Here is an 11,883-nt window from a genome sequence, read left to right on the forward strand (position 1 = left end):
TGTACGACTGGAAGGGCGCTCATTACCCATGGGTTACCCAGCCGAGGGCAAGGTCAGACAGTCCCGGGACAGCACCCGGGCCAGCGCTTCCACGACCTCGGGAGCGTAGTCCCCGGCGGTCCCGAGGCGCAGCTCCTCCAGCGCCCGAAGAGGCCCGCCCGGGCCGCCTGCCCGGGTTTTCTCCTCGTACGCGTTCACGGCCCGGACAATTCGCGCGCTGAGCGGCTGCTCCCGGTAGGGGTCGGCCTGCCGCTCCACGACGGCCGCCACCTGAGGACTGACCCCGGTCTGCCGTACGACGGCCCCGCCGAGCAGTGCTATCCGCCGCTGCTCCTCCACGGGGAGGACGGCGGTGGCGCCGGCCGGTACCGGGTCGACGAGGCTGAGCTGGCCGATGTCGTGCATCAGGGCGGCGTACTCCAGGACGGTGAGGTCGGGCTCGGACAGCCCCAGGTCCCGCCCGACCGCCTGGCAGAGCGCGGCGACCCGGCGGGCGTGCCCGGCCGGGGTGTACCCCGCTATCTCGGTGGAGCGGGCGAGGGAGGCGATGGTCTGCCGGTAGGTGGTCCGTACGGCCGCGTACCGCCGGAAGGAGAGCTGGGTCAGCAGCAGCGGCACGGAGAACACCGGCACCGCCCACAGCCCGACCACCGCGACCGCGAGCGCCATCACCGCGCCGGTGGCGCAGACCGCCGACCCGATCCCGGGCATCCCGCGCAGCTCGTCCCGGAGCAGCGGGCCGAAGCGCCATCCGGTGCGGGAGTGGGCGAGCGCGGCGGCCAGCACGGCGTCGCAGAGGGCGGTGAGGGAGAGCAGCGCGAGCAGCAGCAGGGCGTAGGCGGGGCCGCCCCAGTGTCCGAACACCCCTTGGCTGTACAGGGGTTGGAAGCAGACGGCCGCGAAGCCGACGGTCAGGACGCGGCGCGCCAGATGGTCGGGCGTCCGGCTGCGACCGCGCGCGATGTGCGGCACACAGCCCACGAGCGAGGCGGCGACGACCACGGCGACGACCTGGAAGAGACCGTGGTGGGTGGGCTGCCCGGCATCGGCGCCGAGCAGCGCGTAGGAGAGGGCGCCGGCGGCGCCGAGGGGCGCGGTCTCCCGCAGGCCGGTCGTCCCGTTCCAGCGGCTCAACTCCCCTACGGCGACGAGCACTCCGAAGGCGAGGGCGACTCCGCGTTCTTCGATGCCGGTCCAGAGGGTGAGGGCGAGGGAGGTGGTGGCGAGGAGGGTGGCGGAGGTGTGGATGAGGAGGCGGATGGGGCGGGAGGGAGATGGTCTGTTCGTCAACCTCTCACCCCGCTGGAAACGGGTGGAGTGGGTGGGAAAGCAATGGGTGAGTGGACCTCGTCGGCTGTGACCGAGGGATGCCACCCACACCGCCCGAGGGCCCGCACCAACGCCCGCACCATCAACGGGTCGAACTGCGTACCGGCACAGCGCGACAGTTCCTCCAGCGCGGCAGACACCGGCCGAGCCCGCCGGTACGACCGCGTGGACGTCATCGCGTCGAAGGCATCGGCGACCGCGACCACCCGCGCGGACTCCGGGATCTGACTGCCCAGCAGCCCGTAGGGATACCCGCTCCCGTCCAACCGCTCGTGATGGTGCAGGACAGCCGCCCGGGCCTCGCCGAGAAAACCGATTCCGCGCACCATCTCGTGCCCGTACTCGGGATGCAGTTCGATCACCCGCCGCTCCTCGGGAGTGAGCGGCCCGTCCTTGCGCAGCAGCCGGGTGGGCACGCCCAGCTTCCCCACGTCGTGCAGGATCCCGGCGAAGCGCAGGACCTCGACCCGGGCGTCGTCCATGCCCAGTTCGCGCGCGATCATCATCGAGGCCTGCCCGACCCGCTCGCTGTGCCCGCGGGTGTACCCGTCCTTGATGTCGACGGCCTGGACGAGCGCGCGGATGGTGGCCTGATGGGCGGCGCGTTCCTGGTGGTACTGGGCGAACACCCACCAGGACACTCCCATCGGCAACAGCACGAGCAGCGCGGCGACGGGGCCGTAGGGGCTGCGCCACAGGACGGCCATCATCAGCCCGGCGAGCCCGTGCACGCCGATGGGCGCCAGGGACCGTAGGAACAGGCCGCGCCAGGTCCGTCGTACGGGCATCCCCGCGGCCAGCGCGAGAATCCCGCCGTCGAGGACGGTGAGGGCCAGACAGAAGACGAGGACGGCGGCGAGGGCGGGCACCAGCGCGTACGGGAAGTCGGACGCGACGACCGCGTCGCGCCCGCCCAGCGCCCAGTGCACGCGTCCCGCCGCCCAGACGGCGAGCGCGAGTTGCGCGGCCCGCCAGCTCCGGCGCAGCCAGGGCGGACCCTGCTCGACATGGGAGAGGAGGGCGCCCGGCAGCGGTACGAGCGCGGCGGCGGGCGGTGGCAGGAGGAAGGCCGCGGCGAGCAGCACGGGGTAGAAGGTGCCGGCGAACCGTCGGCGGGCGACCTGCTCGCACCCGGCGTAGAGGGCGGCCAGCAGCGCGACCGCCCACCAGGGTGTGTGGACGGCCGGCAGCGGAAGCAGACAGCACAGGGCGCCGACGGCGACGCAGACGACGTACGCACGTGCGCGTGCCGGTGTCGCCTCCATGCCCAGTGCCCTTCCCCCGACCATGCCTGTCCAGGCCGAGGAGCCTAGGGCGGTCGCGGGAGGCGTGCGGGCTTATCACCCGCGGATTAGCACGAACGGGTGATGGGCAGGGAAGAGACGGAGGGTCAGGACTCCTGCGGGGAGGCCGTCACATCGTGCTCGGGCACGGCCTGTCCGGACCGGATCATCTCCAGGCGTCCCATCACCTTGGAGCGCAGATCCGTCGGCACGTCGTCCTGTCCGCAGCAGCGCTTGACGAGCTTCTTCACGGCCTGTTCCAGGCCGTACTTCTCCAGGCACGGCGAGCACTCCTCGAAGTGCACCTCGAACTTGGTGCAGTCCGCGTCCGGCATCTCCCTGTCGAGGAACTCGTAGAGATGGGCGAGGACCTCACTGCAGTCCGTCTCGTGCGGCTCTCCGCAGCTCATGAGCCCGAGCCTTTCGCTTCGTTCGACTCTCCGGCGCCGGCCGGGACCAGTCCGCGGTCACGCGCGTAGTCCTCGAGCATGCCGCGCAGTTGACGGCGGCCCCGGTGCAGCCGGGACATCACCGTACCGATGGGTGTCCCCATGATGTCCGCGATCTCCTTGTACGCAAAGCCCTCGACGTCCGCGAGATAGACGGCGATGCGGAATTCCTCGGGGATCGCCTGGAGCGCTTCCTTCACGTCCGAGTCGGGCAGGTGGTCGAGCGCCTGCGACTCGGCGGAGCGCAGACCGGTCGACATGTGCGACTCGGCACGGGCGAGCTGCCAGTCCTCGATCTCCTCGGCCGCCGAGCGCTGGGGTTCACGCTGCTTCTTGCGGTACGAGTTGATGAACGTGTTGGTGAGAATCCGGTACAGCCACGCCTTGAGGTTGGTGCCCTCACGGAACTGGTGGAAGGACGCGTACGCCTTGGCGTACGTCTCCTGCACCAGGTCCTCGGCGTCGGCCGGATTACGGGTCATCCGCAGCGCGGCCGAATACATCTGGTCGAGGAATTCGAGCGCGTCCCGCTCGAAGCGCGCACTGCGCTCCGTCGTGGACTCCGTGCTCGTGCCCTGGCCCTCGGGCTGCTCCGCCTGGCCGTGTTCGGTCCCTGCGTCGGTACCGGGAACCGGACCCACCTCCTCAAGATTCCGGGTGGCACCGAAGCCGATGCCACCAGAATCGGAGGATAGACGACGATCCGGTCCGCCCGCCGCCCCAATAGGGGTGGCCTTGGTCGCGTGCAGCACCGACCAGTCCAGGTCGGGGCGGCTGCCACGGGCCGGGCAGAAGGTCGAACCCATGCGGCGGACTTCCTCTCTACGGCTCTGAAGGTCTCTCTCTGTCCGCCTCAACAGTGGTAACGGGCTCGGCATTCCCGCCCCTTACCCCAGTGTTCGAGTCCACTCCACCACGCGCCCCGTGATGATCTCCAGGGCCTCCTCCTGACCGATCTCCGCCCGCTTGGGCACGGCGAAACCATGGTCGCCGTACGGCACCTCGACGAGTTCGTGTTCGCCCGGCGGGAACTCCTCCGGTTTCCCGAACGGGTCGTTTCCGCCCTGTACGACGAGCGTGGGCACCCCGGCCCCGAGCAGTTCGGCGGCGCGGGACTTCTCGGGCCTGCCGGGCGGGTGCAGCGGGAAGCTCAGGGCGAGGACGGCGGCGGCGCCCAGCGCCGTCGCCGTACGACAGGCCACGCGGGCGCCCGCGCTCCGGCCACCGGAGATCACCGGCAGGCCCGGTTTCGCCACCGTCGGCCAGATCCCGCGCCAGCCGGTGTCGAGCGTCTTCGGCGCGGGTGCCATCTTCTTCCCGGCCACCCGCCACGGCTGTTCGACCAGCGCGACGGTGACCCCGTGCGCGGGGAGCGCGGCGGCGAGGGCCTGGAGGTCGCGGGCCTCGATGCCACCGCCCGCGCCATGACTGACGGCGAGGACGAGCCGCGCCTTCTTCGCCCGGTGCCAGGTGATGCGGGCCGTTCCCGCTTCGGTCTCGATGATCTCGCTCACATCAGAAGAGTGTGCCCTCCTCGGGCCCCTCCAGCTCCTTCAGCAGCTCCGGTCCGTTGTTGCGGACGTTGCTGACGGCCGTGGACACCGGGTAGGCGCGCATCAGTCCGGCGGGCGGCGGGGCGAGCAGTTCGCGCAGTTCGTCGGGGTCGGTGCGGGCGGGGTCGAGCCAGGAGTCCCAGCGGTCCGGGGTGAGCATCAGGGGCATCCGCGGGTGGATGTCGGCCAGCGCGTGCGGTCCGTCGGCCGGGGCGACCGCCAGCGGGGTCGTCTCCGCCTCGGTGGTGATCACCGAGCAGGTGACCCACCAGGCGAGCGGATGGTCGTCGGGCAGGGTCCGGTCCCGCCAGAACTCGTAGAGCCCGGCCATCGCGAACACCGAGCCGTCGGCGGGGAGCACGAAGTAGGGCTGCTTGCGCTGCCGCTTCTTCTTGCCCTCGACCTCCAGCTCCCGCTCGTCCTTGGCGGTGACCCACTCGTAGTAGCCGTCGGCGGGGATGATGCAGCGCCGGGCGGCGAAGGCGCGGCGGTACGACGGCTTCTCGTGCACGGTCTCCGCGCGCGCGTTGATCATCCGCGCGCCGCCCTCGGGGGTCTTCGACCAGCTCGGCACGAGTCCCCACTTGAGCCGGCGCAACTGCCGAACCGGCTCAGCACTGTCCGCGTCCTTAACGGGACGGTCGAGGACGGCATAGACCTCCTTGGTCGGGGCCACGTTGTAGTCGGGAGCCAGAACTTCCTCGGGCTCCCACTTCTCAACCTCAAAGACTCCTGCGAGATCCTCGGGCCCACGACTCGCTGCATACCGTCCGCACATACGTGCCAGACTGCCAGATTCGACGACACCCACGGGAGCCTCCGCCACCAATGGACAGCACCGCAATCGCCTCCATACCCGCACTCTGGGACGAGGTCTTCGGCAGCCAGCCCGACCCGGATCTGTGGGTGGTGATCGCCACCCTGGTCGCCGCGCTGGCGGTGGTCGTCCCGCACGGGGTGTGGCGCCTCTCCCGCAACGCCATCACCATCGCCCACGAGGGCGGTCACGGCCTGGTGGCGCTGCTGACCGGCCGTACCCTCACCGGCATCCGCCTGCACTCGGACACCAGCGGCCTCACCGTCAGCCGGGGCAAGCCGCACGGCCTCGGCATGATCCTCACCGCGGCCGCCGGCTACACCGCTCCCCCGCTCCTGGGCCTGGGCGGCGCCGCCCTCCTCGGCGCCGGCCACATCACGCTCCTCCTGTGGCTGTCGACCCTCCTGCTGATCGCCATGCTGGTGATGATCCGCAACGCCTACGGCGCCCTCACGGTGATCCTCAGCGGCGCGGCCTTCCTCCTGGTCTCCTGGCTGACCGGTCCTCAGGTCCAGGCGGCCTTCGCGTACGCGGTGGTGTGGTTCCTGCTCCTCGGCGGGGTGCGCCCGGCCTTCGAGTTGCAGGCCAAGAGGTCGAGGGGCGGCGCGGGCGACTCGGACGCGGACCAACTGGCCCGGCTGACCCACGTACCGGGGGGCCTGTGGCTGTTCCTGTTCCACCTGGTGTCGCTGTGCTCGCTGATCGGCGGCGGCAGGTGGCTGCTGGAGTGGTGACGCGGCGCGGAGCCGACCCGAGCCGCGGTACCGCCGTGCGGGTACGACCGGCCACAACGGCGCGGCACCCGGGAGACGGCCTGCTTATACAGTGGGGCGCATGGCCCCGAACAACGACCAAACCGCCCTCTGGCCCGCCCCCACCGCCGCCGGAGCCGTCGACGCGACGGTCCATGTGCCCGGGTCCAAGTCGGTCACCAACCGCGCCCTCGTCCTCGCCGCCCTCGCGAGCGAACCCGGCTGGCTGCGCCGCCCGCTCCGCTCCCGCGACACCCTGCTGATGGCCGGAGCCCTGCGCGCGATGGGCGTCGGCATCGAGGAGGGCGTGGGCCCGGACGGCTCCGGCGAGTTCTGGCGGGTCATCCCCTCGGGCCTGCACGGCCCGGCCACCGTGGACGTGGGCAACGCGGGCACGGTGATGCGCTTCCTGCCGCCGGTCGCCGCGCTGGCCGACGGCCCCATCCGCTTCGACGGCGACCCCCGATCGTACGAACGTCCCCTGCACGGTGTGATCGACGCGCTGCGCGTGCTCGGTGCCCGGATCGACGACGACGGCCGGGGCGCGCTGCCGCTGACCGTGCACGGCGGGGGCGCGCTGGACGGCGGGCCGGTGGAGATCGACGCCTCGTCCTCGTCCCAGTTCGTGTCCGCGCTGCTGCTGTCCGGGCCCCGCTTCAACCAGGGCGTCGAGGTCCGGCACATCGGTTCCTCCCTCCCCTCGATGCCGCACATCCGGATGACGGTCGACATGCTGCGCGCGGTCGGCGCTCAGGTGGACACCCCGGAGTCGGGAGGCGAGCCGAACGTCTGGCGGGTGACCGCGGGCGCGCTGCTGGGCCGGGACCTGACCGTGGAGCCGGATCTGTCGAACGCCCAGCCGTTCCTCGCGGCGGCGCTGGTGACCGGCGGCAAGGTGCTCGTACCGGACTGGCCGGCGCGCACCACCCAGCCCGGTGACCGGTTGCGGGAGATCTTCACCGAGATGGGCGGTTCCTGCGAACTCACCGAGTACGGGCTGGAGTTCACCGGTTCGGGTGCGATCCACGGCATCGACGTGGACCTGGGCGAGGTCGGCGAACTGACCCCGGGCATCGCGGCCGTGGCCGCCCTCGCGGACTCGCCGTCCACGCTCCGCGGTGTCTCGCACCTGCGGCTGCACGAGACGGACCGGCTCGCCGCGCTCACCAAGGAGATCAACGAACTGGACGGCGACGTGACCGAGACCGCCGACGGTCTGCACATCCGCCCGCGCCCCCTGCACGGCGGGGTCTTCCACACCTACGAGGACCACCGCATGGCCACCGCGGGCGCGATCATCGGCCTCGCGGTCGAGGGCGTGCGGATCGAGAACGTGGCGACGACGGCGAAGACCCTCCCGGACTTTCCCGACCTGTGGACCGGGATGCTCGGGAGCGACGGGGCGGACGGGGCGTAGGGGACTCACGCCATGCGTCGCTACGGCAAGAACACCGACGAGGACGACATCCGCCAGCGCCCCAACCGCAAGGGCAACCGGCCGCGCACCAACATCCGCCCCAAGCACGAGGAAGCGGTCGAGGGCATGGTCGTCACCGTCGACCGGGGCCGGCTGACCTGCCTCGTCGAGGACCGGGTCGTGATGGCGATCAAGGCCCGCGAACTGGGCCGGAAGGCCGCGGTGGTCGGCGACCAGGTGGCCATCATCGGCGACCTGTCCGGCGACAAGGACACCCTCGCCCGGATCGTCCGCATCGAGCCGCGCACCTCCGTGCTGCGCCGCACGGCCGACGACGACGACCCCTACGAGCGGGTGGTCGTCGCCAACGCCGACCAACTCGCCATCGTCACCGCCCTCGCCGACCCCGAGCCGCGCCCCCGCCTCATCGACCGCTGCCTCGTGGCGGCCTACGACGGCGGCCTGGAACCGCTGCTCGTCCTCACCAAGTCGGACCTGGCGTCCCCGGACCAACTCCTTGAGCTGTACGGCGCGTTGGGTGTCCCGTACGTCGTGACGAGCCGTGAGGAGTTGGAGAACGGCAGCGCGGTGGAGCGGGTCCGCAAGCAACTGGACGGCAAGATCACCGCGTTCGTCGGGCACTCCGGCGTCGGCAAGACGACCCTCGTCAACGCCCTGGTGTCGTCGGACCGCCGACGCAGCACCGGCATCGTCAACGCCGTCACCGGCCGCGGCCGGCACACCACGACCTCGGCCCGCGCGATCCCGCTGCCCGACGACTCGGGCTGGGTCGTGGACACCCCGGGCGTCCGCTCCTTCGGCCTGCACCACGTGGACCCGTCCCGGGTCATCAAGGCCTTCCCCGACCTGGAGCCGGGCACGGCCGACTGCCCGCGCGCGTGCAGCCACGACGAGCCGGACTGCGCCCTGGACCAGTGGGTCGCCGACGGCCACGCCGACCCGCAGCGGCTCTATTCGCTACGGCGGCTGCTGGCCACCCGGGAGCGGACCGAGGGCGACTGATCACCGGCCGACCACCGCGTGTTTGTGGGGACTCAAGTTCGGTAAGTGCATAATCGCACCGAGCCGGACAAACGGGAGGACAGCACATGGCGTGGCTGCTGGTTGTCGTGGCCGGAATTCTGGAGACCGGTTTCGCCGTGTGCCTGAAGCTGTCCCACGGCTTCACCCGGCTTTGGCCCACGGTCGCCTTCTGCACCTTCGCCCTGGGCAGCTTCGGCCTCCTCACCCTCTCCCTCCGGAAGCTGGACGTGGGCCCCGCCTACGCGGTGTGGACCGGCATCGGCGCGGCCGGCACCGCGATCTACGGCATGATCTTCCTCGGCGACCTGGTGTCGACCCTGAAGATCGTGTCGATCAGCTTCGTCATCATCGGCGTGATCGGCCTCCAACTGTCGGGCTCCGCACACTGACCACCGGTTGTTACTTGCTGGGCCCCAGCGCGCTGCGCACCAACTCCCCGACCCCGCCCTCGCCGGGCGGCGCGGACACACAGGACAGCGCCAGACGTACGACGAGCTCACAGGACCGGGCCAGGTCGGCGGTGTCCGGCCTGGCCGCTCCAGGTCCGGCCAGTGCCGCAACCGCGCGATCGCGGACGACGGCCACGAAGTCGCCGGGCGAGGGCAGCGGTCCGTCGGCCCGGCGCTGTGCCGGTACGGCCGAGGAGGACGGCACGGCGGACAGGGTCGGCGAGGGCAGCCGTTCGCTCCAGCAGCCGGTGAGCATGGCGCGTACCAGCGCGTTCTCGCGGGCCGCCGACGCGGTCCACTCGGCGGTCGCGGTCAGCCGGTCCCGGGCGTCGGCATGGGCGCCCAGCGCCCGGTCGACGCCGACGAGATATCCGTCGGCCTCCCTTCTGACCAGGGCCCGCGCGAGCCCCTCCTTGCTGCCGAACTCGTTGTACAGCGTCTGTCGGGACACTCCGGCCGCGGCGGCCACGTCCACCATCCGTACGGTGGACCACGACCGGCGTGCCAGCGCCGTATAAGCGGCGTCCAACAGGGATTCCCGCGCTGCAGGCATCATCCGCCTCCCGGGGACGAGCGGCTCTGCGCCCAGATTTGACGCGCACAGGAGCACTGTCAAGGGTTCGCGGCGGCGCCAGGGGGCGCACTTCGGCCATCGCGCGCGGGAGTTGACGGGGAGAGCGCCGCTCAGGGGAAGGACATGACGGTCCCCCACCTCTCGTCACCTCCCGTCACCTCCCGTTTCGCGCACCGGACCCTGTAGCCCCGGCGCGACCGCTGAAGATACGGTTCACGCATGGCCGACTATCACGATGACCTGCGCCTCGCCCATGTCCTCGCGGACGCCGCCGACGCCGCGACGACCGCGCGGTTCAAGGCGCTCGATCTCAAGGTCGAGACCAAGCCGGACATGACTCCGGTCAGCGAGGCGGACAAGGCCGCCGAGGAACTGATCCGCGGCCATCTCCAGCGCGCCCGCCCGCGCGACGCGGTCCTCGGCGAGGAGTACGGCATCGAGGGCACCGGCCCCCGCCGCTGGGTGATCGACCCGATCGACGGCACCAAGAACTACGTACGCGGCGTCCCGGTGTGGGCCACGCTGATCTCCCTGACGGAGGCGTCGGAGGGCGGCTTCCAGCCGGTCGTCGGCCTGGTCTCCGCGCCCGCCCTGGGCCGCCGCTGGTGGGCCGCGAAGGGCCACGGCGCCTACACCGGCCGCAGCCTGTCCTCCGCCACCCGCCTGCGCGTCTCCCAGGTCTCCGAGCTCTCGGACGCCTCCTTCGCGTACTCCTCCCTCACCGGCTGGGAGGACCAGGGCCGCCTCGGCGGCTTCCTGGACCTGACCCGCGAGGTGTGGCGCACGCGCGCGTACGGCGACTTCTGGCCCTACATGATGGTCGCCGAGGGCTCGGTCGACATCTGCGCCGAACCCGAACTCTCCCTGTGGGACATGGCCGCCAACGCGATCATCGTCACCGAGGCCGGCGGCACCTTCACGGGCCTCGACGGCCGCCCGGGCCCGCACAGCGGCAACGCGGCGGCGTCGAACGGCATCCTGCACGACGAGTTTCTGGGGTATCTCAACCAGCGCTACTGAGCCTGACGGGACGCCTGTACACGCCCCCAACCAGCCACCCGCGCCCCCTTGTTGACCCGTGCTTTACCTGCGACCCTGAGAGTCCCCCCACTTGTGAACTTGTGAATCCGGTAACTAGCGAAGCCTCGGCCGGCAACCGACGGGCCCGAGACCCGTGAACCGACACGGATTCCCTAGGAGGTGGCCTCACCCCATGCTGCATCCCATCCTGGTCCGCGACGCCATGAGCACGGTGGTTCTCACCATCGGCCCCGCCCACACCCTCCGCCAGGCAGCCGCCCTGATGTCCTCGCGTCATGTCGGCGCGGCCGTCGTCCTCGATCCCGACGCCGGCGGTATCGGGATCCTCACCGAACGCGACATCCTCAACTCGATCGGCCGGGGCCAGAACCCGGACACCGAGCGCGCCGGCGCCCACACCACCACCGACGTCGTGTTCGCCACCCCGGCCTGGACGCTGGAGGACGCGGCGAGCGCGATGGCCCACGGCGGCTTCCGCCATCTCATCGTCCTCGACCGCGCCGAGCCCGCCGGAATCGTCTCGGTCCGCGACATCATCCGCTGCTGGGCACCCGCACGACAGCAGGTCCCCGTCTGAGCAGTGACCTGAACAGTGACCTGAGCAGTGATTGGATTCAGTCCAAGTCCAGCAGCCCTCCAAAGTCACACCTATTCGTGAACTGGTCACGTTGCTGTTAGGCTGGCCTGCATGAGTGACCTTCTGGAGCGGCTGCGCGGACGCGGATGGCGGATGACCGCACAGCGACGTGTCGTGGCCGAAGTGCTCGACGGCGACCACGTCCACCTGACCGCCGACGAGGTCCACTCCCGCGCCGTGGCCAAGCTCCCGGAGATCTCCCGGGCGACGGTCTACAACACGCTCGGTGAGCTGGTCTCCCTCGGCGAGGTCCTCGAAGTCGCCACCGACAAGCGAGCCAAGCGCTACGACCCGAACGCGCACAGCCCGCACCACCACCTGGTCTGCGCCCAGTGCGGCCAGATCCGCGACGTCCACCCGGGCGGCAACCCGCTCGCCGACCTCCCCGACTCGGAGCGCTTCGGCTTCACGGTCTCGGACGTCGAGGTGACGTACCGCGGACTGTGCCCGAACTGCGCGAGCGCGTAGCAAGTCCCTTCGCAGGCCCCGGCATCCGTTCGACACGGATGCCGGGGCTTTGTGCTGCGTACGGCCTTCC

14 protein-coding genes are annotated in these 11,883 nt (G+C 71.1%); 7 read left to right on the top strand and 7 right to left on the bottom strand.

What is annotated here, in order from left to right; translation table 11 throughout:
- Positions 1–33: 33 nt before the first annotated feature.
- The 6 genes from ABZT04_RS20825 to ABZT04_RS20850 all read right to left on the bottom strand — a co-directional run bounded on the left by ABZT04_RS20825 (position 34) and on the right by ABZT04_RS20850 (position 5,392).
- A complete protein-coding gene (locus ABZT04_RS20825; protein WP_356058198.1) occupies positions 34–1,290 on the bottom strand; it encodes an HD domain-containing protein in 1,257 nt (418 codons plus the stop codon).
- Positions 1,287–2,594, bottom strand: a complete 1,308-nt coding sequence (locus ABZT04_RS20830; protein WP_356058200.1) for an HD-GYP domain-containing protein — start codon at positions 2,592–2,594, stop codon at positions 1,287–1,289. Before ABZT04_RS20830 ends, ABZT04_RS20825 begins: the two co-directional genes overlap by 4 nt.
- Before the next feature lie 125 nt (positions 2,595–2,719).
- Positions 2,720–3,022: a mycothiol system anti-sigma-R factor gene (rsrA, locus tag ABZT04_RS20835; protein ID WP_356058201.1), complete on the bottom strand. Its 303-nt coding sequence runs from the start codon at positions 3,020–3,022 to the stop codon at positions 2,720–2,722.
- Entirely contained in the window at positions 3,019–3,702 is a 684-nt protein-coding gene (gene sigR / locus ABZT04_RS20840; RefSeq protein WP_019058309.1) for an RNA polymerase sigma factor SigR, read from the bottom strand. The genes rsrA and sigR overlap by 4 nt, the downstream gene beginning before the upstream one ends.
- Before the next feature lie 246 nt (positions 3,703–3,948).
- Positions 3,949–4,575, bottom strand: coding sequence for an alpha/beta family hydrolase (locus ABZT04_RS20845; RefSeq protein ID WP_356058203.1), 627 nt, complete (start codon positions 4,573–4,575; stop codon positions 3,949–3,951).
- A gap of 1 nt (position 4,576) precedes the next feature.
- A complete protein-coding gene (locus tag ABZT04_RS20850; protein ID WP_356058205.1) occupies positions 4,577–5,392 on the bottom strand; it encodes an SOS response-associated peptidase in 816 nt (271 codons plus the stop codon).
- Positions 5,393–5,442: 50 nt separating this feature from the next.
- Between ABZT04_RS20850 and ABZT04_RS20855 the strand changes: the two genes are divergently transcribed.
- The 4 genes from ABZT04_RS20855 (at position 5,443) to ABZT04_RS20870 (ending at position 9,033) form a co-directional block, all read left to right on the top strand.
- Complete coding sequence (locus ABZT04_RS20855; protein WP_356058206.1) at positions 5,443–6,165, top strand: M50 family metallopeptidase; 723 nt, start codon at positions 5,443–5,445, stop codon at positions 6,163–6,165.
- 100 nt (positions 6,166–6,265) lie between these two features.
- A complete protein-coding gene (gene aroA, locus ABZT04_RS20860; protein WP_356058208.1) occupies positions 6,266–7,600 on the top strand; it encodes a 3-phosphoshikimate 1-carboxyvinyltransferase in 1,335 nt (444 codons plus the stop codon).
- A gap of 12 nt (positions 7,601–7,612) precedes the next feature.
- Positions 7,613–8,623 (top strand): ribosome small subunit-dependent GTPase A, encoded by a 1,011-nt coding sequence (gene rsgA / locus ABZT04_RS20865; RefSeq protein WP_355917595.1) that lies wholly within the window; start codon positions 7,613–7,615, stop codon positions 8,621–8,623.
- Positions 8,624–8,709: 86 nt separating this feature from the next.
- The gene (locus tag ABZT04_RS20870; RefSeq protein ID WP_355917598.1) at positions 8,710–9,033 is read left to right on the top strand and encodes a multidrug efflux SMR transporter; all 324 of its coding nucleotides are present in this window, start codon (positions 8,710–8,712) and stop codon (positions 9,031–9,033) included.
- A gap of 10 nt (positions 9,034–9,043) precedes the next feature.
- Here the strand turns inward: ABZT04_RS20870 and ABZT04_RS20875 are convergent, their stop codons facing one another.
- Complete coding sequence (locus ABZT04_RS20875) at positions 9,044–9,649, bottom strand: TetR/AcrR family transcriptional regulator (RefSeq protein ID WP_356058210.1); 606 nt, start codon at positions 9,647–9,649, stop codon at positions 9,044–9,046.
- Positions 9,650–9,886: 237 nt separating this feature from the next.
- On the opposite strand from ABZT04_RS20875, the gene hisN reads away from it, so the two are divergent.
- The 3 genes from hisN to ABZT04_RS20890 all read left to right on the top strand — a co-directional run bounded on the left by hisN (position 9,887) and on the right by ABZT04_RS20890 (position 11,813).
- Complete coding sequence (hisN, locus tag ABZT04_RS20880; protein ID WP_356058211.1) at positions 9,887–10,687, top strand: histidinol-phosphatase; 801 nt, start codon at positions 9,887–9,889, stop codon at positions 10,685–10,687.
- A gap of 205 nt (positions 10,688–10,892) precedes the next feature.
- Positions 10,893–11,285: a CBS domain-containing protein gene (locus tag ABZT04_RS20885; protein WP_356058306.1), complete on the top strand. Its 393-nt coding sequence runs from the start codon at positions 10,893–10,895 to the stop codon at positions 11,283–11,285.
- A 111-nt stretch (positions 11,286–11,396) separates the two neighbouring features.
- Positions 11,397–11,813 (top strand): Fur family transcriptional regulator, encoded by a 417-nt coding sequence (locus ABZT04_RS20890; protein ID WP_355917607.1) that lies wholly within the window; start codon positions 11,397–11,399, stop codon positions 11,811–11,813.
- The last annotated feature ends 70 nt before the right edge of the window (positions 11,814–11,883 follow it).

Source organism: Streptomyces sp. NPDC005492 (genome assembly GCF_040605995.1).
GTDB lineage: Bacteria > Actinomycetota > Actinomycetes > Streptomycetales > Streptomycetaceae > Streptomyces.

What these genes read in the sequence shown, in the direction of transcription:
- aroA (WP_356058208.1), top strand. Translation starts at nt 6,266, where the DNA reads ATGGCCCCGAACAACGACCAAACCGCCCTCTGGCCCGCCCCCACCGCC.
- ABZT04_RS20830 (WP_356058200.1), bottom strand. Translation starts at nt 2,594, where the DNA reads ATGGAGGCGACACCGGCACGCGCACGTGCGTACGTCGTCTGCGTCGCC.
- ABZT04_RS20850 (WP_356058205.1), bottom strand. Translation starts at nt 5,392, where the DNA reads ATGTGCGGACGGTATGCAGCGAGTCGTGGGCCCGAGGATCTCGCAGGA.
- ABZT04_RS20870 (WP_355917598.1), top strand. Translation starts at nt 8,710, where the DNA reads ATGGCGTGGCTGCTGGTTGTCGTGGCCGGAATTCTGGAGACCGGTTTC.
- ABZT04_RS20855 (WP_356058206.1), top strand. Translation starts at nt 5,443, where the DNA reads ATGGACAGCACCGCAATCGCCTCCATACCCGCACTCTGGGACGAGGTC.
- ABZT04_RS20890 (WP_355917607.1), top strand. Translation starts at nt 11,397, where the DNA reads ATGAGTGACCTTCTGGAGCGGCTGCGCGGACGCGGATGGCGGATGACC.
- rsgA (WP_355917595.1), top strand. Translation starts at nt 7,613, where the DNA reads ATGCGTCGCTACGGCAAGAACACCGACGAGGACGACATCCGCCAGCGC.
- ABZT04_RS20875 (WP_356058210.1), bottom strand. Translation starts at nt 9,649, where the DNA reads ATGATGCCTGCAGCGCGGGAATCCCTGTTGGACGCCGCTTATACGGCG.
- hisN (WP_356058211.1), top strand. Translation starts at nt 9,887, where the DNA reads ATGGCCGACTATCACGATGACCTGCGCCTCGCCCATGTCCTCGCGGAC.
- rsrA (WP_356058201.1), bottom strand. Translation starts at nt 3,022, where the DNA reads ATGAGCTGCGGAGAGCCGCACGAGACGGACTGCAGTGAGGTCCTCGCC.